Annotated in this window: 30 protein-coding genes; 22 read left to right on the forward strand and 8 right to left on the reverse strand. The window is 24.9% G+C overall.

Annotation, left to right across the window (positions count from 1 at the left end; genetic code table 4):
- The first annotated feature begins 114 nt into the window (after window positions 1–114).
- The 5 genes from AAHM98_RS08365 to AAHM98_RS08385 all read left to right on the forward strand — a co-directional run bounded on the left by AAHM98_RS08365 (window position 115) and on the right by AAHM98_RS08385 (window position 3,690).
- On the forward strand, window positions 115–270 hold the full coding sequence (locus AAHM98_RS08365) for a R3H domain-containing nucleic acid-binding protein (protein WP_342277266.1): 156 nt from the start codon (window positions 115–117) through the stop codon (window positions 268–270).
- 39 nt (window positions 271–309) lie between these two features.
- On the forward strand, window positions 310–1,665 hold the full coding sequence (gene mnmE, locus AAHM98_RS08370) for a tRNA uridine-5-carboxymethylaminomethyl(34) synthesis GTPase MnmE (RefSeq protein WP_342276372.1): 1,356 nt from the start codon (window positions 310–312) through the stop codon (window positions 1,663–1,665).
- Window positions 1,666–1,684: 19 nt separating this feature from the next.
- A complete protein-coding gene (locus AAHM98_RS08375; protein ID WP_342276373.1) occupies window positions 1,685–2,530 on the forward strand; it encodes a TatD family hydrolase in 846 nt (281 codons plus the stop codon).
- 1 nt (window position 2,531) lies between these two features.
- Entirely contained in the window at window positions 2,532–3,086 is a 555-nt protein-coding gene (locus AAHM98_RS08380; protein ID WP_342276374.1) for a DJ-1 family glyoxalase III, read from the forward strand.
- A 313-nt stretch (window positions 3,087–3,399) separates the two neighbouring features.
- The gene (locus AAHM98_RS08385; RefSeq protein ID WP_342276375.1) at window positions 3,400–3,690 is read left to right on the forward strand and encodes a hypothetical protein; all 291 of its coding nucleotides are present in this window, start codon (window positions 3,400–3,402) and stop codon (window positions 3,688–3,690) included.
- 88 nt (window positions 3,691–3,778) lie between these two features.
- Here AAHM98_RS08385 and AAHM98_RS08390 read toward each other — a convergent pair whose 3' ends face one another.
- Both AAHM98_RS08390 and AAHM98_RS08395 read right to left on the reverse strand, forming a co-directional pair.
- Window positions 3,779–5,020 (reverse strand): rod shape-determining protein, encoded by a 1,242-nt coding sequence (locus AAHM98_RS08390; RefSeq protein WP_342276376.1) that lies wholly within the window; start codon window positions 5,018–5,020, stop codon window positions 3,779–3,781.
- A gap of 33 nt (window positions 5,021–5,053) precedes the next feature.
- Entirely contained in the window at window positions 5,054–6,223 is a 1,170-nt protein-coding gene (locus AAHM98_RS08395; protein WP_342276377.1) for a rod shape-determining protein, read from the reverse strand.
- A 179-nt stretch (window positions 6,224–6,402) separates the two neighbouring features.
- Here AAHM98_RS08395 and rsmA point away from each other — a divergent pair, with 179 nt between their 5' ends.
- The 3 genes from rsmA to pth all read left to right on the forward strand — a co-directional run bounded on the left by rsmA (window position 6,403) and on the right by pth (window position 9,053).
- A complete protein-coding gene (gene rsmA, locus AAHM98_RS08400; protein ID WP_342276378.1) occupies window positions 6,403–7,242 on the forward strand; it encodes a 16S rRNA (adenine(1518)-N(6)/adenine(1519)-N(6))-dimethyltransferase RsmA in 840 nt (279 codons plus the stop codon).
- Window positions 7,243–7,463: 221 nt separating this feature from the next.
- Complete coding sequence (locus tag AAHM98_RS08405; protein WP_342276379.1) at window positions 7,464–8,459, forward strand: ribose-phosphate pyrophosphokinase; 996 nt, start codon at window positions 7,464–7,466, stop codon at window positions 8,457–8,459.
- An 18-nt stretch (window positions 8,460–8,477) separates the two neighbouring features.
- Window positions 8,478–9,053 carry an aminoacyl-tRNA hydrolase gene (gene pth / locus AAHM98_RS08410; protein ID WP_342276380.1) on the forward strand — a complete coding sequence of 192 codons (576 nt, stop codon included), beginning with the start codon at window positions 8,478–8,480 and terminating at the stop codon, window positions 9,051–9,053.
- 21 nt (window positions 9,054–9,074) lie between these two features.
- On the opposite strand, the gene AAHM98_RS08415 is transcribed toward pth, so the two are convergent.
- Together AAHM98_RS08415 and AAHM98_RS08420 are read right to left on the reverse strand one after the other, a co-directional pair.
- Window positions 9,075–9,956, reverse strand: a complete 882-nt coding sequence (locus tag AAHM98_RS08415) for a hypothetical protein (protein ID WP_342276381.1) — start codon at window positions 9,954–9,956, stop codon at window positions 9,075–9,077.
- 271 nt (window positions 9,957–10,227) lie between these two features.
- Window positions 10,228–10,491 (reverse strand): hypothetical protein, encoded by a 264-nt coding sequence (locus tag AAHM98_RS08420; protein WP_342276382.1) that lies wholly within the window; start codon window positions 10,489–10,491, stop codon window positions 10,228–10,230.
- A 243-nt stretch (window positions 10,492–10,734) separates the two neighbouring features.
- Between AAHM98_RS08420 and AAHM98_RS08425 the strand changes: the two genes are divergently transcribed.
- From AAHM98_RS08425 to metG, 3 genes are read left to right on the forward strand one after another with little or no spacing between them, the layout of a single operon-like run.
- A complete protein-coding gene (locus AAHM98_RS08425; RefSeq protein WP_425289616.1) occupies window positions 10,735–12,033 on the forward strand; it encodes an adenylosuccinate synthase in 1,299 nt (432 codons plus the stop codon).
- A 2-nt stretch (window positions 12,034–12,035) separates the two neighbouring features.
- A complete protein-coding gene (purB, locus tag AAHM98_RS08430; protein ID WP_342276384.1) occupies window positions 12,036–13,349 on the forward strand; it encodes an adenylosuccinate lyase in 1,314 nt (437 codons plus the stop codon).
- 11 nt (window positions 13,350–13,360) lie between these two features.
- On the forward strand, window positions 13,361–14,941 hold the full coding sequence (gene metG / locus AAHM98_RS08435; protein WP_342276385.1) for a methionine--tRNA ligase: 1,581 nt from the start codon (window positions 13,361–13,363) through the stop codon (window positions 14,939–14,941).
- A 73-nt stretch (window positions 14,942–15,014) separates the two neighbouring features.
- Here metG and AAHM98_RS08440 read toward each other — a convergent pair whose 3' ends face one another.
- The gene (locus tag AAHM98_RS08440) at window positions 15,015–15,536 is read right to left on the reverse strand and encodes a ferritin (protein ID WP_342276386.1); all 522 of its coding nucleotides are present in this window, start codon (window positions 15,534–15,536) and stop codon (window positions 15,015–15,017) included.
- Between the two features lie 317 nt (window positions 15,537–15,853).
- On the opposite strand from AAHM98_RS08440, the gene AAHM98_RS08445 reads away from it, so the two are divergent.
- Window positions 15,854–16,975 (forward strand): hypothetical protein, encoded by a 1,122-nt coding sequence (locus AAHM98_RS08445; RefSeq protein ID WP_342276387.1) that lies wholly within the window; start codon window positions 15,854–15,856, stop codon window positions 16,973–16,975.
- Between the two features lie 184 nt (window positions 16,976–17,159).
- On the opposite strand, the gene AAHM98_RS08450 is transcribed toward AAHM98_RS08445, so the two are convergent.
- Window positions 17,160–17,921 carry a hypothetical protein gene (locus AAHM98_RS08450; RefSeq protein WP_342276388.1) on the reverse strand — a complete coding sequence of 254 codons (762 nt, stop codon included), beginning with the start codon at window positions 17,919–17,921 and terminating at the stop codon, window positions 17,160–17,162.
- Window positions 17,922–18,271: 350 nt separating this feature from the next.
- On the opposite strand from AAHM98_RS08450, the gene AAHM98_RS08455 reads away from it, so the two are divergent.
- Together AAHM98_RS08455 and AAHM98_RS08460 are read left to right on the forward strand one after the other, a co-directional pair.
- On the forward strand, window positions 18,272–18,871 hold the full coding sequence (locus AAHM98_RS08455) for an IS1595 family transposase (protein WP_342276389.1): 600 nt from the start codon (window positions 18,272–18,274) through the stop codon (window positions 18,869–18,871).
- 673 nt (window positions 18,872–19,544) lie between these two features.
- Window positions 19,545–19,715 carry a hypothetical protein gene (locus tag AAHM98_RS08460; RefSeq protein ID WP_342276390.1) on the forward strand — a complete coding sequence of 57 codons (171 nt, stop codon included), beginning with the start codon at window positions 19,545–19,547 and terminating at the stop codon, window positions 19,713–19,715.
- Window positions 19,716–19,883: 168 nt separating this feature from the next.
- On the opposite strand, the gene AAHM98_RS08465 is transcribed toward AAHM98_RS08460, so the two are convergent.
- The gene (locus tag AAHM98_RS08465) at window positions 19,884–20,489 is read right to left on the reverse strand and encodes a hypothetical protein (RefSeq protein WP_342276391.1); all 606 of its coding nucleotides are present in this window, start codon (window positions 20,487–20,489) and stop codon (window positions 19,884–19,886) included.
- 148 nt (window positions 20,490–20,637) lie between these two features.
- Window positions 20,638–20,790 carry a hypothetical protein gene (locus AAHM98_RS08470; RefSeq protein ID WP_342276392.1) on the reverse strand — a complete coding sequence of 51 codons (153 nt, stop codon included), beginning with the start codon at window positions 20,788–20,790 and terminating at the stop codon, window positions 20,638–20,640.
- Window positions 20,791–21,276: 486 nt separating this feature from the next.
- Here AAHM98_RS08470 and AAHM98_RS08475 point away from each other — a divergent pair, with 486 nt between their 5' ends.
- From AAHM98_RS08475 to AAHM98_RS08510, 8 genes are read left to right on the forward strand one after another with little or no spacing between them, the layout of a single operon-like run.
- Window positions 21,277–21,465, forward strand: coding sequence for a hypothetical protein (locus AAHM98_RS08475; protein ID WP_342276212.1), 189 nt, complete (start codon window positions 21,277–21,279; stop codon window positions 21,463–21,465).
- Window positions 21,465–21,665: a hypothetical protein gene (locus AAHM98_RS08480; protein ID WP_342276393.1), complete on the forward strand. Its 201-nt coding sequence runs from the start codon at window positions 21,465–21,467 to the stop codon at window positions 21,663–21,665. Before AAHM98_RS08475 ends, AAHM98_RS08480 begins: the two co-directional genes overlap by 1 nt.
- Window positions 21,665–21,877, forward strand: coding sequence for a hypothetical protein (locus AAHM98_RS08485; RefSeq protein ID WP_342276394.1), 213 nt, complete (start codon window positions 21,665–21,667; stop codon window positions 21,875–21,877). Before AAHM98_RS08480 ends, AAHM98_RS08485 begins: the two co-directional genes overlap by 1 nt.
- Window positions 21,878–21,894: 17 nt before the next feature.
- Window positions 21,895–22,041, forward strand: a complete 147-nt coding sequence (locus tag AAHM98_RS08490; protein ID WP_342276395.1) for a hypothetical protein — start codon at window positions 21,895–21,897, stop codon at window positions 22,039–22,041.
- Window positions 22,034–22,681, forward strand: coding sequence for a PD-(D/E)XK nuclease family protein (locus AAHM98_RS08495; protein WP_342276396.1), 648 nt, complete (start codon window positions 22,034–22,036; stop codon window positions 22,679–22,681). The genes AAHM98_RS08490 and AAHM98_RS08495 overlap by 8 nt, the downstream gene beginning before the upstream one ends.
- A gap of 2 nt (window positions 22,682–22,683) precedes the next feature.
- The gene (locus tag AAHM98_RS08500) at window positions 22,684–22,890 is read left to right on the forward strand and encodes a hypothetical protein (RefSeq protein WP_342276397.1); all 207 of its coding nucleotides are present in this window, start codon (window positions 22,684–22,686) and stop codon (window positions 22,888–22,890) included.
- Window positions 22,883–23,668 carry a recombinase RecT gene (locus AAHM98_RS08505; protein WP_342276398.1) on the forward strand — a complete coding sequence of 262 codons (786 nt, stop codon included), beginning with the start codon at window positions 22,883–22,885 and terminating at the stop codon, window positions 23,666–23,668. Before AAHM98_RS08500 ends, AAHM98_RS08505 begins: the two co-directional genes overlap by 8 nt.
- A gap of 13 nt (window positions 23,669–23,681) precedes the next feature.
- Entirely contained in the window at window positions 23,682–24,245 is a 564-nt protein-coding gene (locus AAHM98_RS08510) for a hypothetical protein (protein WP_342276399.1), read from the forward strand.
- Window position 24,246: the final 1 nt, after the last annotated feature.

The following is a 24,246-nucleotide window of genomic DNA, read 5'->3' on the forward strand; positions in this document are numbered from 1 at the left end:
ATATTTATGGTATTTAAAATGATATATGATATAATTAAAGTAAAAAAATATAGGATTTGTAAGTTAATATTGTTTAAGTTATATAATTCTATACGATAAACTTATACGGCCAATATTCAAGCCCCTTATCATTTTGAAGCGATGTCCAATAATCAACGTAAAATAATTCATGAATTAGTAAAAAAAATTGATGGAATTGTAAGTTATTCATTAGGTGCTGGTCAAGAACGTCATGTGGTAATCAAATCAGAAAATTTAGAACAACCCTAGGGTTTAAATCTTTAGGTTGTTTAACATAAGAGGAAAAAAATGTTAAATGAAACAATTGTCACAATAGCGACTGCCCAATTAAATCAAGCTATAAGTATTATCAGAATTTCTGGTAATGATACTTATGAATTTTTAAATAAAGTTTTTGATAAAGATATTTTAAAACAAAAAGGACATACTTTAAAAACTGGATATATTGTTGACTATGATGGTAATAAAATTGATCAAGTTGTTCTTGCATGTTATCGTGCACCTAAGTCATTTACTGGTGAAGAGACAATTGAAATTAATTGTCATGGTGGCGTTTTAATTACCCAAAAAATACTACAATTATTGCTAACTACAGGTATGAGAATGGCCACTAGAGGCGAATTTACGAGACGCGCATACCTAAATGACAAAATTGATTTGATTGAATCAGAGGCTATTAATGATTTAATTATGGCAGAAAATGATAGTACTTTAAAAGTTGCTATCAATAGTTTAAGTGGTAAAACAAAAATATTAATTAATGAGTTGTCTGCTGAACTATTAACATTAATTGCTAATATTACTGTTAATATTGATTATCCTGAATACGATGGAATAGAACAGACAACAATTGAAAATGTTATGCCTTTAGTTGAAAAATTTTTGAATAAAATTGAAGTTATTAAAGAACATAGTAAAATTGCAAAAATTATTAAAGAAGGTATTAATACTGTTATTATTGGAAAACCAAATGTTGGTAAATCTTCATTATTAAACGCTTTATTAAACGAAGATAAAGCTATTGTTTCTAATCAGGCAGGAACAACTCGTGATTTAGTTGAAGGTAAAATTAATTTAGGTGATATTACTTTAAATTTAATTGACACAGCAGGAATTCGCGATACATTAAATGATATTGAAAAAGCAGGAATTAACAAATCACATGATGCCTTAAATAATGCTGATTTAATAATACTAGTATTGGATGGTTCAAAACCTCTAACTATTCAAGATAAAAAATTATTATCATTAGTTAAAAATAAAAATTATCTTATTGCTATTAATAAAATAGATTTAGGGTTAAAATTAAAACTAGACGTTAAAAATAAATTTAATGTAGTTAAAATTAGTGCAATTAATAAAGAAATTACTAATTTAATTTCAGATATAAAAAATAAAATTATAACTACCGAAATTAATTTTAGTAAAGAATTAATCCTTGCCAATACTAGACAATTAGCGTATTTAGATGAAATTGAAATTAGCATTAAAAATGCTTTAGAAGATTTAAAATCTTATATTTCAATTGATTTAATCATTGTCCATTTGCAAAAGGCATGAAATACAATTTTGCAAATGCAAGGTAAAAAATTTGAAACTAATTTATTAGATGAAATTTTTAAAAGATTTTGTTTGGGAAAATAGAAATAAGGAAGGTAAAAATATGGCGAATAATGGGATTTTTGATACTCACTGTCATTTAATGTCAGAACATTATGTTGAAGATGAGGTTTCAAAATTATTAAAAGATGCTTATTTGACGGGCGTAGGTAGTATTTTAAATGTTGGCTTTACTTTAAAAACTAGTCAAGATGCAGTTAGTCAAGTTAGTGAATTTGAAAACGATGAAAAAATACCTCGACTTTATGCAGCTGTTGGAATTCACCCAACAGAAGTTGTTGAATTTGAAAACGATGAAAAAACTAATGTAATGTTAGAATTGAAAAAATTGATTCAAACTGGCAAAGTAATTGCTATTGGCGAAATTGGACTAGATTATTTTCATAAATTTACTACTCCTGAAAAACAAAAAAAATGATTTATTGAACAATTAAAATTAGCTAAAGAACATCAGTTACCAGTATTGTTACATATTCGTGATGCTTTTGAAGATGCATTTCAAATTATTAAAAATCAAAATATTACTCGTGGTATATTGCATTGTTTTACAGGAACAAAAGAAATAGCTGATAAATTTATCAAACAAGGATTTTATATTTCATTTGCTGGTAATGTGACTTATAAAAATGCTGTTAATTTACAAGCAGTAGTTAAAACTATTCCTATGAATAGAATTTTAGTTGAAACTGATGCACCATATTTAACACCAGAACCAAAAAGAGGAAGAAATCCTAAAAAGGGTTTAACAGTTAACAATCCAGAAAATATTATTTTTACAGTTAAAAAAATTGCTGAGTTAAAAAATATTCCTAAACAAGTTGAAAGTGTCATTAATGCGACCCGCGAAAACGCTTTTAATATTTTTAAATTAAATAACGAGACTGAATAATATGGAAATGAAAGCAGCCATTTTTTTAGCAACTGGATATGAAATGGGTGAAGCAATAATCACTATTGATTTGTTAAGAAGAACTAATATAACAGTTGATATTATTAGCATTGAAAATGATTTAGCAGTCACATCAAGTCATAATGTTAAAATTAATTGTGAAAAATTTATTGATAAAATTAATTTTAAAGAATATAAAATGTTAGTTTTACCAGGTGGTAATTTAGGTGTTGAAAATTTAAATAAAAAACAATTATTAAAATCTAAATTAATAGAATTTGCTAAAGATAATAATAAAATTATCGCCGCTATTTGTGGAGCACCACAAATTCTTGGTCAATTAAATTTGTTAGATAATAAAGTAATTACTGATTATCCAGGAGCAAGTATGGGATTAAATAATAGTAAAATTGATTTAAAGAAAAAAGTAGTTGTTGATGGTAACATTATTACTGGTAGATCATTAGGATGTGTTTTTGAATTTGGCTTAACTATCATTGAAAAATTTTTAAATAAAAATTCAAGTGAAAATGTAAAATTAAAACTTGTTATGTAATTTATTAACATAACAAGTTGTTTTATTTATAATAATAGTAGGCAATAGTGTATAGTTTGAACGTAATTGTGTTAAAAAAATATAAAAATTTATTTTTATATTTTTTTAAAAACTCTTTTTTATCATCTGTTAAAATGCTATTTTTTAATAACCTCTGTATTTTTTGCATTATGTGAATGCTCCTTAGAAAATAATATACTATTATTATAACAATTTTATTAATGTATTTTATAAAAAAAGATGATATAAATTTTTTATTATAAAATGTATAATATGAAAAAAATTAAACTATTTCAAGATTAGGAGAATAGGCATGTTAAATAAAAATAAAATAATTTCTTTAGGCTTAATAATAGGGATGATAATGTCATTAGTTATATTTATGACCTGTATTATTTATGGAATTATTATAATCATTAGTTATTTTTCCCCCAATGTGATTTTAATAATTGTTTTTGGATTATTTCAAATAGTGCCATTTTTGTTATGTTTAAATAGTTATCTTAATCATGAACAACGACTATTTGTTACAGGTTTAGTCAGTTTAATTTCATTTGTAATTCCTGGAGTTGTGATTTTAATAGGATATTTTATTAAAAATTAAATTTAATCGTTAAGAGACTGTTAAATTAATCTTAATCACAAAATAAAAAATGAATTCAATGAATTCATTTTTTATTAGTTTGTTGAATTTACAATGTTTCTTCATCCTTTGTAAGAATTTCACGATTAGGGTCTTGTTCTGCTAATATTTGTTTGTAAATTGTATCACGGTATTTTACACAACCATCGATAACATTATCTAAAGGATTTTCAGCAACACGAACTTCGAAAATATCTCCTTCGTATTTTTGACGAATTGGTTTAGTTCCACCTTTACCAGTAACTTCAATAAAGTATTCTTTAGCCAATTCTTCTTTAATAAAATCATTAATTTTTCTAATGTAGGCTCCACCACCACAAATAGTGATTCCTTTACCTTTTTTCTTTAAGTCACTAACACTACCAGGTGCTCTTTCTCCTGAAGTTCTTAGTACTCGACGAATTGCTGGAATAATTTCAAGTCTAAACTGAACTTGCATAACATTTTCACGAATTTCTTCTGGTGTGATTTCAATAGTTTTAGAAATAGACATTGTTTCACCTGGTTGCGAATCTAGCCTAGGTAATGAAACACCTGAAATTGTGTATGGTTTTTCATCTTGGTATTTCAATAGTGAACCGATATTTTTTTTAATATCTTCAGCTTCTTTAGTACCAATTTTTAAAGCATGTTTTGAAGCGATATATTCACTAATTTTGTTAGTTAAGTAGTCTCCAGCACAATTCGTTGTATAAGAGTATAGAATTGAGTCATTACTAATAATAGCAATATCAGTACTTCCACCACCAATATCAACACACATGATAGCAGTTCCAAAAATATCTTGTCCAGACCCTAAGGCAGCCATTTTAACTTCTTCTTGAACAAAACCACGAAGTGCTCCTAATTGGTGAACGATATTCTCTAACGCTTCTCTTTGAACTGAGTTAATTTCACTTGGTGTCGCCATTAAAACAATTAAGTTACGATTCTTCTCTTTTCCAGCGTCTCCACCTTTAATTTCAAGTCTGAAATCACTAAATATTTTACCAAGAATACGTTTTAAAGCATCAGGATCAGCAATGTTACCATCACGAACTGGACGTTTAATAACAACGTTTTCATTAGTTTTGTCAATTAAATCTTTAGCATCTTGACCAAATAAAATCACGTTTTTTTCATAATCTTCAGCAAGATAAGTTGGAGCATCATAAGTAAGACCAATATTAACATAACGTGCTTTAAAATTTTCTGTACCAACATCTAAAGCTAATCAATTATAATCATTAATAGATTTTATTCCTTGTTTTTTATTTAAATTTTCTTTGGGTTTTTTATCAAATAATCCCATGTTATATCTCCTCCTTTGTTGTATCTCTTAAAACTATTTACTTGGTCTGATATAACCATTAGTATATAAGTCTTTTTTATGTGTTTCATAACTTTGTGTACCTTTGATAACACATTCTTTAGGACTATTAGCAGAAACTACATGTTCCATGTTTAAACGTTTTTTTAGATAAGTAGTAATGTTTTGTAATAAAGCACCACCACCAGTAATTACTAATCCTTTGTCCATAATCATTTTTGAGAAGGCAGCACCCGCTTTATCGATAATATCTTCACATAATTTAACAATTGGTTCAAATGCTTCGGTAACTGCTTTAGCAACTTCTTGTTTAGAAATGATAATTTGTTCAGGCTTTTTAGTTTTTGTACTTTTTCCATGAATAGTAAGACGGTGTTCACTGTCTTTATCCCCATCTATTCAAATCCCAGCACCCATTTTAGCTTTTTCTGCTTCTTCAGAACTTAAGGTCATATAGTGCATTTTTTCAAAGTGAGCCTTAATACCGGCTTCAATTGCGTTACCAGCAACTGGAATTGAATCTTGAACAATAACTTCACCACTTGATAAAATAGCACAGTCAGATGTTCCACCACCAATATCAAGTACAAATACTCCTGATGCATCTCAAAGACTTAATCCAGCACCAATAGCAGCTAGTTTAACTTCTGGAACAATAACTACTTTTTCAGCATTCATTGAATAGGTTAATGCTAATTTTTCTTCATGACTAAGGTTTCGGTCAACGGATAAATATCTTTTTGGAAATTTATCACTAAAAATCGGAATTTTAGCACTTTTTTTACCTTCAAGAATTTCCTTTAAAACTGTTCTATCTAATTTAAAGACTTTAGAAGGAATAGCTACAAGTGCAACTGATTTTTGTCAAATTTTTTCCCCTTTCACGTCAACAATTTGTGTAAAAATTTCAGTTAATAGAGCAATTAGAGCATTATTATCACTAATAACTCCGTTTGACATAGGTTCTCTAAAAATTTTATTTGCTGGAGTTTTTTCTTTCATTACTAAAGCTGCTTCTCCAATAAATACTTCTCCATTTTCAGTATCAAAAACAATAGCAGCTGCTTGTTTGTAAACTTCACGACCATTAACTCTGACAATTAAGTTTCTTGTTCCTAAGTCTAGAGAAACAATATTAATTAAATCATCATTTAGTTCGTTAGCAACGTCATTTTTTGTTGCCATATAAAAATCATCTCCTTTTCCACTCAATTTAATATTTATATATTAACTTGATATATGTTAATATTACCACAAGTAGAATTACTAGTAGTGAAATTAGCATTTCCAATGATTAAATAAACATTTGTTTAGTTATTACTAGTATGTATATAAGAAATAAAAAAAGAATTGGGGGACTAAGAATGGATAATCCAAAAACTTTATTAAAAAAATATGATTTGCATGCTGTTAAAAAATTTGGTCAAAATTTTTTAACAGATAATAATATTGTTGTAAAAATTGCTAAAACTAGTAATTGTAGCAATACTGATGGGATATTAGAAATTGGTCCTGGTCTGGGTCATTTGACTAATGAATTAGTTAATCATGCCCAAAAAGTAGTGACTATTGAGATTGATAAAAAATTAATTCCAGTTTTACATTCGCAACTAAGTAATTATGATAATTTATTGATAGTTAATGAAGATTTTTTAAAACTGGACTTAAGAAAATTAATTACCAGTGAGTTTAAAAATATTCATAATATTCATGTTGTAGCTAATTTACCTTACTATATTACTTCACAAATTGTTTTAAAATTATTAGAAAATGTTGATTTATTTACTTCATTCACTTTAACAATGCAAAAAGAAGTTGCACAAAGATTTTGTGCAAAACCTAAAACTAAGGAATATAGTAATTTATCAATTATGTGTCAATTTTATTGTGATGTTAAAATTGCTTTTGATATTAGTCCTACTAGTTTTACCCCTATACCCAATGTTGTTAGTAGTGTTGTTTATTTTAAAGTTAATCCAAAAATGAAATTGGAACAATCGGTAATTTTTTGAAAATTTGTTCGCAGTTGTTTTGTTAATAAAAGAAAAACATTGGCTAATAATGTTGGTGTTTATTTAAATGATAAAGAAAAAGCCGTTAGTTTTATTAATGACTTATCTTGACCTTCAACAATCCGAGCTGAAGAATTAGATTTTCCTATGTTTTATGAATTGTTTAATGTTATTAACAATAATTCTTACTAGTTTTTAATTATGATAGAATAAATTAAACTAAATTTATTGAATATGAGGGGTAGTGTTCTATAAAAATAAATTTACACATAATTCTCGACTTAACAGTTATAATTCATAAATACTCTATCTAAGTTTTAATTTGAATGTACTAATGATAATAAAAATTGTATAATGAAATTATGAAAATTTTTGTTTTTTTGTTAATAAAGGAAAGTAAAGGAGAAAATGGAATGAATAATAAAGATAACATAATAGTATTTGGTTTAAGTGCTAGTCAAAAATTTACACAAGAAGTTTGTAAAAAATTAGGAATTAATCCTGGCAAAGTAGAAGTTAGTCGCTTTGCTGATGGTGAATTTAATATTCAATCAATAACTTCAGTTCGTGGAAAGGTGGTTTATATTATCCAATCAACATCACCACCAACGAATGATAATTTAATGGAATTATTAATTTTTATTGACGTTTGTGTTCGCGCTTCTGCTGAAAAAATTCATGCCGTAATACCTTATTTTGGTTATGCTCGTCAAGATCGTAAACAAGGTGGAAGACAACCTATCACTTGTAAATTAGTAGCTAATATGCTGACTGTAGCGGGTGTAAATCGTGTGATTACAGTTGATTTACATTCACCACAAGAACAAGGTTTTTTTGATGTACCAATGGATGATTTACGTGCAACACAAGATTTAGCATCTTATTTAATAGATGAAAGTTTAACTGATTTAGTAGTGGTATCTCCAGATCATGGCGGCGTAACACGTGCTAGAAGATTAGCTAATTACTTGAGTGCACCTTTAGCTATTATTGATAAAAGACGTTCACAGCCCAATAAAAGTGAAGTTAAATTTGTTTTAGGTGATGTTAAAGATAAAAACGCTATCATCATTGATGATATGATTGATACAGGTGGGACTATTATTAATGCTGCTAAAGCTATCAAAGAGCACGGGGCAAAATCAGTTTATATTTTAGCAACTCACGGTATTTTTAGTGGTGAAGCGTCAGCAAAATTAAAACAAGCATTTGAAGAAGACATTGTCAAAGAAGTAGTTATTACTAATACTATTGAAATTACTCCAGAAAGAAATTTTGCAGGCTTAAAAGTTATCTCAATTGCTGATTTTATTGCTAAGATGATTGATGCTTCTGTTAATAATAAGTCATTAACTAAAGTTTATGATGATAAAACTAATGAACTAATTAAAAAGATTAATAAAAAATAAAAAAAGGAATTGTTAAAGATGAAGTTAGTGGTTGGTTTAGGAAATCCTGGTAAACAATATGAATTAACACGTCATAATATCGGTTTTATTATTGTTGATATGGTTTGTAAAAACTTAAAAATTAATATTAATCAAAATAAATTTGATGGAGAATATGTAAAAACAGTGGTTAACAATCAAGATGTTATTTTTTTAAAACCATTAACTTTTATGAATCTATCAGGTAGATGTGTTAGTAAATTTATGAATTATTTTAAAATTCAACCCCAAGATGTTTTAATTATTCATGATGAAGTTGATTTAAATTTTGGTCAATTTCAATATAAACAAAATTTTAGTGCTGCTGGTCATAATGGTATTAAAAGTATTTTTCATGTAACAAATAATAAAACTTATCAACGTTTAAGAATTGGTGTTGGCAAAAATCCCTATTTTAGTACTGCTGATTGAGTTTTAAGTAATTTTAGTAAAATTGAACTTGATAGTATTAAAAATGATGAAGATTTTTTAGTAGAAAGTATTATTGCTTGAATTACTAAAGATAAGTTTGAAGATATTATGAATAAGTATAATAGACATATTCTGAAACTTTAAAATTTGTTTTGTCAATAGACATTAGTTAGATAAAGAAATTAGAAGAATTAAATTTAAATATATTTGAGAGATATGTCTACAATTAAGTGCACCTTTTAATATTTCTTTTTTATAGTTCTTTTCTAAATTTGGAATATAAGCGCGTCTATAATTTTCTATTTTTTCAATATTAATAATATGGATATCACTATAGTTTCTATCAAATCTTATATATGAAGTTTTAGGTAAGACTTTTATATTAATTTCTATATAATTTTTTTCATGTTTCTTTGGTTTTTGAGTTGTTAATCTAATGAAAAAAATATATCTTTCATCAATTTTGATTAAGGGTAGTAATAAAGAAAATTTTTCATCATTTAAAGTATCCTTATTATCAATAAAGATAGAACAATTTTTACCATTTTTATAGCAACTTTCTTTATAAAAATGAATTATTTCTTTTAGTTCTTCCTCATCTTCATTGTTATGTCTTATATCAAAAGAAAAATTCATTTTATTTTGTTTAGAATCTTTCTTTCTTTCTGTTCAGAATTTTCTTCAAGATGGGCACTTAATATGGATTTCTTCACTAAGTTGTTGAACATTTTTAACTTCTAAAATATAATTTGTTATTTCTTCTAATATTTCCTTATCAGTTTCGGAAAAATAATCTCAATTAAAATACTTTTTATAGTTTTTATCTTTTAAAAAAAACATAATAGCATTATTTTCTGTTATATATTTCATAAAACTATATGGAATTGGCCCATTTTCTAATGCTTGAAAATCCAACATAAAAAAATGGTTAGCATATTTTTGTGCTGCTCTTAATTCTAAAAGTGAAATAAATTTACAAATAAAAGTTTTATATAGATGAGGTTTATTTATTTCACTTGATTTTCCTAATAAATATAATATTGACATTTCTATTTTAGTAGCTTCAATTAATGGAATATTTAAATATTCTGCTAAACTACTTATTTTTTTTCCATTTTTTTCACCTACTTTTAATTTTTTATATGTACCTTATAATAACATGTTTATTTTATTTATACTATAATTCTAAACTAAAAAAAGTAACCAATGCCCCCGTTACAATTAGAGTACGAATATAGAATTACTAGTTATTTCTTTCATTTAGTTTGAAATTCTATCCAAAAACTTAATATAGACTACAAATAGTGTTTAGTATAAACTAAGCACTATTACTATTAGTATTCTTATGTTTCTTACATAAGAATACTAATAGTTGAGTTTCTTTTTCTTTTTTAATACGTTCTAATTCTTTTTTTATTTGCTCTAAAAGTACGATATCTTCTTGACTACGTTGATATTCATTTAGAAATTTGATTTTGTCTAATTTCCTTTGTAATACCTTTTCTTGACAAGTTGGACAAAGTGTACTGTCATTATCTGCATGGTCAATTGTATCGTCATTATTAGCTTTACGTCAATCCATGTGTTTATTTTTCCCTTATTTTTTATTTAATAACAAAATTCTATATTTGTTATTAAATAATTATATAATTAAATTATTAATTTATCAAAAATATAAAACATTAAAGGAGATACAATGAAAACTAAAGTTGATGAAAGTAAAAGAAAATCAAAAACAGTTGTTAAAGCACAAGTAAGTAAAACTATAAAAACAGTTGTTAAAAATAAAACTATTACGCAAAATACAAGTATATTAAAACCAGAAATGATATCAACAAAAAAATTTAATACAACAGCAATTATTGGCTGTCAATGAGGAGATGAAGGTAAAGGTAAAATTACTGATTACTACAGTCAAACTTCTGACATTGTTGTTCGTTGAAGTGGTGGCGATAATGCTGGCCATACGATAGTATTTAATAATGAGTTGTACAAATTAAGTATTATTCCATCAGGTATTTTCAATAAAAATACTTATTGTGTAATTGCTAGTGGTTGCGTTGTTAACCCAGAAAAATTAGTTGCAGAAATTGATAATCTAAAAACTGCTGGTTTTAATTGTGATAAATTGAGAATCTCTAATCGTGCCCACGTTATTTTACCTTATCATATTGCTTTAGACCAATGTGAAGAAAAATCTAAGGGAGATAAAGCAGTAGGGACAACTTTAAAAGGAATTGGACCTTGTTATGCAGATAAAATTAATCGGATTGGAATTAGAATTGGTGATTTATTAGATCGTGATAGTTTATTAGAAAAATTAAATGATAATTTAGATATTAAAAACAAAATTTTACATAACGTTTATGGTTATGAAAAGACATTTAGTGCTGAAATAATTTGTAATCAATTGTTAGAATTATTACCACACTTTAAAGATTTAATTATTGATAGTAGCCAATTTTTAAATGAACAATTAGTAAGAAATAAATCAATTTTATTTGAAGGCGCTCAAGGCACATTATTAGATTTAGACCATGGTACATATCCATTTGTCACTTCTTCTAATCCTTCTTCTAATTCGATTCCGGTTGGTACTGGAATTTCATTAAAATCAATTAATGAAATTATTGGAGTTACTAAAGCTTATAGTACACGGGTTGGAGCAGGGGTATTACCTAGTGAATTTACTGGTAAAGTAGCAGAATATATTCGTGAAACTGGCAAAGAATATGGTACAGTATCAAAAAGACCGCGCAGAATTGGTTGATTTGATGCAGTTATTGCCACATATAGTGCACAAATTAATGGATTTACTAGTTTAGCTATTACTTTATTAGATGTCCTTACTAATATCGAAACATTAAAAATTTGTACTCACTATACGTTAAACGGTGAAATGATTAATTATATTCCATCACAAATTGCTGATTTTAATAAATGCGAACCACAATTTATTGAAATGCCAGGATGAACGGAAAATATTACTAAAGTTACTAGTTTTGCAGAATTACCAATTAATGCCCAAAATTATTTAAATAAAATTAGTGAATTAACAGGTGTACCAATTAAAATATTTTCTGTCGGGCCTGACCGCAAACAAACAATTTTTATTAAGGAGTAACAATGATTGAACGTTATGAAACCCTAGTTATGAAACAAATTTGAAATAATGAAAATCGTTTAAATTTATGAATGAAGTTTCAAATTGATGTTTGCGAAGCATTGCACCAACTTAAAATTATTCCAAAACAAGATTTTGCATTAATTAAAAAAAACGTTAAATTGGATGTTAAATTAATGGCTAAGTTAGAGTTAGAAACTAAACATGATGTTGTAGCTTTTACACGTATGTTAAGTGCTAATTTGCAAGATGAAAGTCGTTGGATTCACTTTGGTTTAACTTCAACTGATATGGTTGATAGTGTTTTAAATTTACAAATAAAATTAGCGAATGAAGTTATTGTTAAATCATTAACCGACTTACAATTTAAGTTAAAAGATTTGGCTTTTAAATATAAAAAGCAGTTAGTGATTGGTCGCAGTCATGGTATTTTTGGTGAACCAACATCATTAGGATTAAAGTTTGCATTATGATATGATGAAATTAGTCGTCAATTAGTTAGATTAGCATTAGCACGTAAACAAATTGAAATAGTTAAAATTACCGGAGCTATGGGTAATTTTGCTCATATTAATCCAGAAGTTAGTGAAATTGTTGCTAAAAAATGAAAGATGGAAACTGATAGTTGCGCTACGCAAGTAGTACAACGTGATCGTCATATCTTTTTAATTGCACAATTAAGTGCTATTGCAACAACTATTGAAAAAATAGCATTAGAGATTCGTTTAAGTCAACGTAGTGAAGTTAATGAGTTATTAGAAGGTTTTGGTTTTGGCCAAAAAGGTTCAAGTTCTATGCCTCATAAAAAGAATCCGATTGGTAGTGAAAACATTTGCGGATTAGCACGTTTAATTCGCAGTTATAATAGTGCAGCATATGAAAATAATTTATTGTGATATGAACGTGATATTTCACACAGTTCTAATGAACGCATAATTATTCCTGATATTTATCATAGTTTAGATTTCATTATTACCCGTATGTCTAGTATTTTAGACAGTTTAGTTGTTAATACAGATGCTATGGAAAGCAATATTTCTAAAACCAATGGACTTTATTTTTCACAACCAATTTTACTTACAATTATTAAGAATAATCCCAAAGTAACAAGGGAAATAGCGTATGACTTTGTGCAAAACTGTACTTTAGAAGCACAAAAAAATCATGTTGATTTTAAAACTATTTTAGAAAAAAACAATATTTATAAATATTTATCACCAGAACAGTTAAACCAATGTTATAATAATGATAATTTTTTAAAAAACATTGATTATATTTTTACTCGTGTTTTTGGTAATAAATTAATAACAAAATAAGGAGTAACAACATGACACGAAGATTTTATATTACAACACCAATTTATTATCCTAGTGCTCAATTACATTTAGGTCATGCTTATACAACAACGATTGCCGATACACTGGTTCGTTATAAGAAAATGCATGGTTATGAAGTTTTCTTTCTAACTGGTAGTGATGAACATGGTCAAAAAATTGAAAAAAAAGCCCAAGCAAATCAACAAACACCACAAAAATTTGTTGATGATATTGTTGATGGATTCAAAAACCTGTGAACAAAATTAGATATTAAATATGATAAATTTATTAGAACAACTGATAAAAATCATATTGAAACTGTTCAAAAAATTTTTACTAAACTTTTAAAACAAGATGATGTATATCTCGGCAATTATGAAGGATTATATTGTGTTTCTTGTGAAGAATTTGTAACAGATACGCAAATTAATAAAACTAATAATACTTGTAAAACTTGCAGTGGTAGTGTTTCTGCTTTATCAGAACCAACTTATTTTTTAAAATTAGGTAAGTATACTAAAAAATTATTAAGTTATTATGATCAACATCCATTATTTTTATGACCTGTAAACCGGAAAACGGAAATGATTAATAATTTTATTACTCATGGTTTAAATGATTTAAGTATTACTAGAACTAGTTTTACATGAGGAATCCCTGTTGTAGAAGACCCTAAGCATATTGTTTATGTCTGAATTGATGCTTTAAGTAATTACTTAACAGCAGTAGGTTATTTACAATCAGATGATAGTAATTTTAAAAAATTTTGAGTATATCCAAATTGTGAAATTGTTAATTTAGTAGGAAAAGAAATTAGTCGTTTTCATATGATTTATTGACCCATTTTATTAATGGCTTTAGGATTGCGTCAACCAAAACAAATCTTAGCGCACGGTTGAATTACTAATGAAGAAGGTAAGATGTCTAAATCGAAAGGTAATGTTATTGATCCATTAGTATTAATTAATCGTTATAGTGCTGATGGTCTACGTTTCTTTTTAATGAAAGAAATTATCATTGGTCATGATGCTAAATATAGTCATGAATTATTTTTAAATTGTTATAATTCATATCTTGTTAATGATTTGGGTAATTTATTATCAAGAACTGTGACAATGATTATGAAATATTGTGATAGTAAAATTCCTACTCTAAGTTTAGAACATTTAGAAACAGATGAAAAAGATATTATTAGTAATATTAAAATTACAATTAGTGATTTTAATATACAAATGGATGAATATCAAATTCAAGATGGCATTAATACTGTTTTTGAACTAATTGGTAAAGGTAATAAGTTAATTGATTTAACTAAACCATGAGAATTGTTTAAAAATGATGAAATTATTGAATTACATAATGTTTTGAATTTACTAAGTAATATTTTAGTTATTAGTAGTGCTTTGTTAAGCCCTATTTTAATTAATAGTGCTTTGAAGATACATCAACAATTAGGTTTAAAAGAAATTAGTATGCCTTCTATTAAAATTGATTTAAATGCAATTGCTAGTAAAACAGTTAATAAAACCAAATTACTATTTCCTCGGTTAAATATTGAAGAAGAATTAAAGTTTTTAAGTTCTGCTTTTTAATTTTAGAATATAATTCAGGAAATTAAATAAATTAAAAATTGAATGCCTTAAAAGCATTCAATTTTTTTAGCATTTATTCAGGTTCATAAAACGGAACAATAACTTTTAAAGTATCAGGTTCTTCTGTTTTAACTAAACGTTTATCAATCTTATAAAGGTTACTATTTGACATAGCAATTCAATCTAGTAAATCTTTTTCAAAAGCAATTTCTTCATAGAAATCAATTAAAAATCAGTCATAGAATTTTGCTGTTAAATTGTCGTTATTGTCACGTGCACTTTTAACTAATTTATTAGTAAGGTCAAGTAATTCTTCTTTAGTAGATTTTAGTTTTTTCATTGTTTCTTCAATATTTTTTGTAGTAAATGTTGGAACTTTAATGTCTTTAATTTCAACTTCTGCATCTTGGTCCATTAAATAATTAGCAATTTTACGAATATGAACAACTGCATCAGCAGCTTCAACTTGATAAAAGTGAGCAAAGCCAGGAAAGCCTTTTTGATTAGCATCATTACTTAATTTTAAACTTAGCATTTGATATTTTAAATGTTCACTGATATATTGGTTTAAATCATCATTAATTTTTTTAATCATAATTAAGATACCTTCTTTCTTTAATTTTTCTTTTATATTATAGCATTTTTTAAACTTTGTAAAAACAAGTTTTTAATTTAATGGGACACATAGATTATTTTGAGGTACACGAATTTAACAAACTAAATTCATTTTGTGTGTTAGCAATGACCTTTTAAAAAGAATTTACCCACAATTTTCGACTTAACCCCATTTTTTATGACTATTATGTAATTTTATACACAAATAAGTTTATAAAATAAAGAATATTTTTAGTGTTTATTTTTAAAAAATATAAAATTAATACAGTAGCAAATAAAAAAATTTAGGAGGACCTTATGAAAAAATTATTAATGAATCTAACTGTTTTAACTAGTTTAGCTATTTCTGGTAATAGTGTTATTCCTTTACTTGCTCAAAATACAAGTAATAACATGTTAAACCAAAAAAGTATTACTAATATAGATGAAGCACAAGATATATCAGATGTTTTAACAAATTTAAATTTAGGTTTTATTGAAACAGGAGGGGTTAATCCAAGTGAAACACAAGTTAAAAACTATATTTCAAGTGTTAATATTGCCTATGTTTCTGTGAATGGTATTACTAGCAGTACTGCGGTAGTAACGGGGAATAATCCTCTTTATTATGGTTCTGTAAAAATTAGTTTTGCTATAGTGCAATTAGTAGATTTAAGTGAAATTTTAACTACAACAGATTTAGGAAATATCTTTACTGCTGAATCTAAACCAGTTGCCAATCAAATTAAAACCGCACTTAAAAATGATGGTATTAATCCTGATTTAGATGTTAATGCTGTTGTTGTGCAAAATATTACTGCTACAAGTGCGACAATAGTAGGAGATGAACTTAAATATACAGGGACAATAAATGTTACTTTTACTCTTAAAAGAGTAGAAGATATTATGAATTGAAGTTATGGTCCAATAAGAGCAGTTACTGTTAACTCAAATGGTATTTTTGTTGGAACAAATGATTCTCAATACAATGGTAATGTTTATGCAGCTACTGAAACTTCAAATACTTCAGGTAAAGTTTATGTAAGTGATGGTATTTCATCATTTGGTATTCTTCCTGGGATCCCTAGAGATTCTTTTGCTAAATATACGGTTCCAAGAAATTTAAGTATTGATAATCATGGTTATGTTTATGTAGTTGTTAAATATACTAATTTAGGTTTTGCTTATGCTGAAGTTTATAAAAGTTTAGGAACTACTGGTTTTAGAATAGTTGGTAGAGACTTTGGCGATGGAGAAGGCATGAGTGTAGCAGTTGATAATAACGGTACTATTTTTGTTGGAACAAGAACTGAATCAGGTAAAGGTGAACTTTATAAATATATGACAGGTGACACTAATTTTAAAAGAGTCGCAGTTACTGGGCGAATAAAATATACGTATAGATACTTTCAATGAGAGAAATATATCTTTAATTGTTAGTGTAATTATACCATATATTATCATTCTTGTAAACAATAATATCACTTTAATTTTACTATTTTAATCTAAAAATTCCTAACTATTTAGGTAAATATTTATTTAATTTTATATTAACTAAAAACTAATATTTTGTTTATTAAGATATGCTACTCTTGCATTTAACATATTAATAAATGTTTTAGAATTATATTATGCTTTTGCACCATTTCCTTATTAATGACTTTACTAAATGAAAAACAGTACTTTCAGCATAACAACCAATATTTCAATCTGCTCCTTGATTAATAATACCTTGAGTATTATTTTTAAAATAATTAAATGTTTTTTCATCAACATTATTTTCTAAAATATTAATAAATTGATTATAATTACCGTTTTTAAGAGAAGCAGATGAATCTATATACTTAGTTCAATCAGTAGATTCTTTTTTCTTTCCCCTTTTACCAACAAATGATTTTCAAAGATAACTAAAAGCATGAAATTTATCTAATATATAATAACCACCTAATAATTTAGCCATTGCTCTTATTGATAATGCACCATCACCTGCAATTATTAAATTAAGATTTTGAGATTCTAAATCTTTTAAACTATTTATTTTAATATCATAATTATTATTAATAGTTTCAAAAACAAAATTATATACTTTATCTTGTGACATATTATCATCATTTTTATATAATAAAAATGCTGTTGTTTTATTTAATAATTTATTTCTATTTTTACTAATATTAATTTTATGAGTATAAAGATTAAAAATTTTAATACAATGTTTTTCTATTATTCCATAATCATTTCTTAAAAATTCATAACAATCATCAATATCAATATGAAGTTTTTGATTATCTAATACTTTAATTTTTTCTTTTAAAGGTTGAATAGTAAATTTACTATTTTTTATTATATTACTAATAGTTTGATTTGAAATAGGACAATCGGGTAACATATCTTTAATATCACATTGTCTTTTACCTTTATGTATTTGTTTTAATATAAAATTTAATAAACGATTAGTACAATTTTTATATTTTAGAATTTTAATAAAATTTTTTACTGGACATATATTTTCATTAGTTTCTAAATTTTTATATATTCTTAATGGAAGATAAGATTTTCCAAAAGGATTAATAATTAATTCCGGATTTTTGTTACGCCCCCTGACACCAAATGTCTAAATGTTTCTGATTTTAGAAGAATAAGATGTTTGAAATGTCATCAAACATTTAGCATCTTACATGGCACCATTTTTTATAAGTCACAAACCAAATTGACATTTTGATTTTATCTTATCTTTAGATGAATAAAACACCAAGCATGGCATACCTCTCCTCTGCAACAGATCTTACAAAAGAATTAGGTGTGACTTATAAAACAGCTTGAAGAATGGATCATGAAATCAGAAATAGAATTGCAAAACAAGAATCACAACTCATTATCAATGGCATCCCACAAATGGATGAAATGTATCTTTCACATATGGGTTCAAAAAAACAAGGGAGATCTTTGTTGAATAAAACATTGATTGTTGGCATTTATGAAAAAACAACCAATAATTTAATTGTGAAAGTTTTAAAAAAAGCAGACAAGAAAAACCTTTTGAAGTTTGCTTTGCAGCACATTTCTGTTAGCTGTCCATTGTTTACTGATTCTTGAAAAGGATATCAAAGTTTTAAAACTTCTTATCCTAAACATGAAACAGTAAATCATCAATTTGGTTATGTGTCATCAAATGGTGTCAACACAAATCAAATTGAGTCAGTGTGAAAACATTTGAGGAAGACTTTCAGAACTCATGTCAGGGTTTCAAAAGAAAACATTCACTTATATGTCAAAGAATCTGCATATAAGTTTAATAAACTTCTAACTTTTGAAACACTGATGTTGTGCTTACTATAAGTACATGCGGGGATGGATTTCCTAGGTAGGCTTTTATTCTTGTTTATGTGATAAAATTTAAAAAAGTACATAAAGGGATAAAAGCCTTTATTAATTTCATCTTTTGTTACAATATCTAGTAAAAAATAGAAAAATTCAAGGGAAATCATAATTTCTTGCTTATCAATTTTTATTATTTTTACTACTAATGGTCATTTTTCAAATCCGTAGCTTCTTTCATAAATTATATTGTCTATTCTTTCAATATCAATTTCATTTCGTAATGCTCTACTAAAAGTAGAGTTACTGTTATTTTTATCAATATGATATTGATAAAAATATCTTATAGGATAAGGGTAGGTCATAATTTTCAAGGGTCGTACCTATTTAGTTATTTAATTTTTATATAAAGAGATGAATTGTAAATTATCACAAAGATATTCATATCAGTATATGGTCAAATCGAAAGTAAAAAAATACTTCAATTTTTACTGTCTTACATTATATTTGGCTATTTTATCTGTTAATAATGTGTAAATTTAATATGGTTTAAAATTTATTTTGGTATTTATTATATATTATACGTTCTCATATTTTCCATACTGTATATATAAAAAATGATATGAATTTGACCATATACTGATATATTATGTTATAATCATCTTATTAAGATTAAAGGTAAAGAGGTTAAATTATGGCAAACAGTTTTGTTAATAAAAAAGATAATAAATTTATTAAAAAGTCAAATATTATTGTTCGTACAGTTACAAATCAAAGTGCTGGCATAATGACCCAAAGGTTGTTTAATTTTTGGGAGCATAACTATGTTGTCGATTATCATTCATTAATTGTCTTAAAATTATAAAGTTAGACGAGAATAATTGAGACTAAGTTATGTAATTGTATATTAATCTTAGCACTTAGAAAATATAAGTCAACAATAATACTTACTTTTACAAATCAAAAATTCTTATTAAAGTTTCCTTTCATAAGTTTTATGTTATTTTTTGATTTTTTAATTTATATTTTGAATTTATAATAACTGTATTTCCGTGTTTATTTTATAACATTTAAAATTAACCATTTTTGTATACATATCAATATTATAGGTTCTGCTACCAATCATGTGCTTTAATATTTGTTTAATATTAGTTTCAGTAAAACAACCAATATTTTCAACTAATGCTTGATTAAACACTCCTTCTTTTGCATTAATAAAATAACCAACTTTTAATTTTTTATATTTTAAAGTCAAAGATTGTAAAAAATCAATTAATTCATCATATTCACCTTTTGTAAATAAATTTTGTGCATATTCATAATGAAATTTAGCAATTTTATCTTTTCTTCTTCCAACCATAATTCCAAGATATAAAACGTGAAAAGCATGAAATTTATCTAAAATAAATTTAGCATTTAAAATGTTAGCTGTTTTTCTAATTCATTGTGCACTGTCTCCACATACAATTAAATTTGCTTGGTCAAAATTTTCATAAAATAAATTACCATATTTTTTAATTAATTGTGCAGTTTTATCTGCACCAATTTTTGTTTTTGTTAATCTGATTTTACAAGTAGCTCTTTTATTAATTAATTTTCCATTTTTCTTTTTACCAGTACAAAATACTAGTAATCTCATAGAACATTTTTTACAATTTTTACTATTATGTTTATCATTAAACTTAAATTTTCGATGTCCATCATCAATATTTATATATAAAGTTTTTTTTGATTCTAATGGTATTTTAGGAATATTAATTTTTGGTAATTAAAATTTTTGAAATTTTCTACAAACAAGTACTATTACTTATTAAATCTTCTATAAAAGTATCACAAATATCACGATATCTTTTACCATCAGTAAAATATTTTAAAATTTGTTTAATCACATCAGGTGCAAGTTTACTATACTTTTTAACACCAAGATAGAAATCTAACAATGGGACGAATTAATTTAATAGATAGATTAATGAACTAACAAGAACGATATAACTATCGTTCTTTTTTTGTTAAGAATTAAATACACTGTCATAGAAGTCAAATAGTGAGTACGAAATGTAAATGCTTCTATATCAGGATAAAAGAGTGATTTATTAAAATTAATAGAATTGTTATTGTATGTAATAGAGTTTAATTGAATGGCCTTTTGGGTTCAGTAAGGATACTTATAGATTATGTAATAACCATAAACCCTGTTTTATTTTTATTTTTTAAATCATTACACTAAAGGGGGTTATATATAAATACATAACTTATCAATTATATATTAACATAAATTAAATAATTAGTATATATTTTTTATTTTTTTAGGTCTTGTCACCACCAGTGAGCAAGAGCCTAAAACATATACGTATAATACGTATTAATATATATTGACCTTTCTGCTGTAGGCAACGGTCAATATTAAAAAAAGAAAGGTTTTTAAAATGAAACATAATTTTACTGTTAAAAGATATTATTGTAATTATTGTGATACTTATAGAATAAAACATTTATTTTATTTTCAAAATATATTTTTACAAGATAAAAATAATAAAGTTATTTGTATTTATTGTTGAAAATTAGAATTACATTTAAAAGAAATTTGATATGAAAAAAAAGAAAGGAAATATTAATGAGTATTGAAACAATCATATTATTAATAATAATAGGAATTTTTGCATGAATAATATTAACAACTCTGGGTTTATTTATGTGTAATGATAATAATGCAATGGGAGTAATAATATTATTTATTACTTTAAATCTTATAGGTTTATTATTAGGAATTGCAATTATTTATAATAAAAAACAAAAAGAAAGGAATATAAAATAATGCAATATGTTTATTTATTAAAATATACAGTTAATTATACAAATGAAATAAAATATAAAGTTTTTACTAAAATTGAAAATGCTATTAATTTTCATAAAAATTATAAACATCATATATTAAAAGTCCCATATTATGATTATCAAGAACCAGAAGCATTTATTACACATTATGAAATATTAGTAATGAAATTAGATATAAAATTTAATAGTTAATTAAAAGGAGAATATATATGTATTTATGAAAAGAAAATATTGAATATAAAAAAACTTATTTAAATAATATTATTACTCATAGTTGTGATATTTGTCATAAAAAATCATCTATAAATAATAGAACTTGTAATAAATGTTTTAAAAGGTTAAGTAATTATGAATAAATTAGTTTTTAAAAAAGATACACATCAATATTTTATTAAAAATAAAGAATTAATTTCAGTTTCTAAAATTATTAATAATTATTTAGGTTCAAATTATGATAATGTTCCAAAAGATGTTTTAAAAAATGCTGCAGTTCGTGGACAATGAGTTCATAAACTTAATGAATTATATTTACAAAATATAAATAAAGAAAATATTATTAATGATTTATTAAATAAATTAAAACCTTTAACAAATGAAATAAATTATTCTTATTGTGAAAAATCATTAATATTTTTAAAAGAAAAATTTATTGATAAAGATAATTTTGAATTTATTATTGAAGAACCAATTAGTCATAATTATGTAGCAGGTATACCAGATTTAATATATTTAGATAAAAAACAAGATAAATATTTTTTGATTGATTATAAAACTTATGCTGTAATTGATAAAAATAAATTACAAAGAATTAAATTACAATTAACTGCTTATTATTGATTATTAATTAAAAATGGTTTTCAAAAATTATCTAATATTACTTATGTATATTTAACAAATAAAAAAGAACAAAAAGAAATTGAAATAACAATTCAAGATTTACATGAATGAAATATGGCTTTATTAAGTTATAAAGAATGAAAAGAAACGGAGAAATAAAAATGGAATGTAAAGATAAAAAATGTAAATGAAATTATGAATTAATAACAACTAGTATTGATTATAGAATTGAATTTTTACAAAATCAAATTGAAAAAATGAAATTAAATAAATTTAATTTATGAGAATTAGATGTTTTAAGGGGTCAAATTAAATCATTAAATGAATTTAAAGAAGTATTAATTAAAGGAGAAATGGAAAATGACTAATAATTTAACTAATACTAATAAAAATCAATTAACTATTGAACAATGATTTACTAATAAAAATCAAGGAAGTATTATTAATGAAAAAGAAATACAAAGATTTAAAAGTAATGTATTAGCAATTAAAAATCAATTAGGTTTAATAAATGCTAATTTAGTAACTATTTTAGAAGCATGTTATCAAGCAACGTTATTACAATTACCATTAGAAAAAAACTTTGGTTATTGTTGAGTTGTACCTTTTAAAGGTAAAGCACAATTTCAAATGGGATATAAAGGTTACATACAACTTGCTCAAAGAAGTCAACAATATAAAAGAATTAATGCTATTGAAATTAAAGAAAATGAATTAAAAAAAATAGATTATTTAAAAGATGAAATAAAATTTAAATTTATAGAAAATCCATTAGAAAGATTAAAAGCAAAAACAATAGGTTATTGTGCTTATTTTAAACTTCAAAATGGTTATGAAAAATATTTATATATGAGTAAAGAAGAAATAGAAAATCATTTTAATACTTATAGTGAAACTTATAAAAAAAATAAAAGATTTATTGTTAGTGATTTTGATAGTATGGCTAAAAAAACTGTTTTAACTCAATTATTGAGAAAATGGGGTATTATGTCAGTTGAATTACAAACTGCTTATGAAAATTACCAAGCAGTTATTACTGAAACTGAAAAAATATATATTGATAATCCAAATACTAATACAAATTATGAAGAAGTATTAAATAAATTAAATGAAGAAGAACAATTAATAGAAAATTTTGAAATTTAAGTGGTATTTAGTAATGAATAATTATCTACTTTCAGTAGACCCAAGTATGAAAAATACTGGATTTACATTATGAGAAAATAAAAAACCAATATGAATAAAAAGTTATAGTTTTGAAAATTACTTTAATTTAATATTTTTAAATGATTATGTTGATGAAATTAAAAATATTATTTGAAATTATTTAGATTGTAAGGCTGTTAATTGAATGGATTTTTTAGATATTTATATTGAACGTGGTACTTTTCATGTAAAAAATGGTATTGGTTATGAAACACAAGAACATTTACGTGGTTTTATTGTTGGACAATTTAATAAATTATTAACAAAAAATATGTTAATAAGTCCTAAACAATGACAAAATTTATATTGAAATAAAGTTAAATGTAATAGTGAAAATAATTTATATATTTATCATGATGAAATTGAAAAAAAATATAATAATAATTTTAGAAAAGAACAAAGTATAAGACAAGCTAATGAATTAATTAAACAAAATAATTGAAATATAACAATATCAAATCATGATGAAGCTGATAGTTTATTAATTGGTTGATATTATTTGAATACAAAGATTTAAA

The sequence above is a fragment of the Spiroplasma endosymbiont of Nebria brevicollis genome (assembly GCF_964030895.1).
Classification (GTDB): domain Bacteria; phylum Bacillota_I; class Bacilli_A; order Mycoplasmatales; family VBWQ01; genus Spiroplasma_E.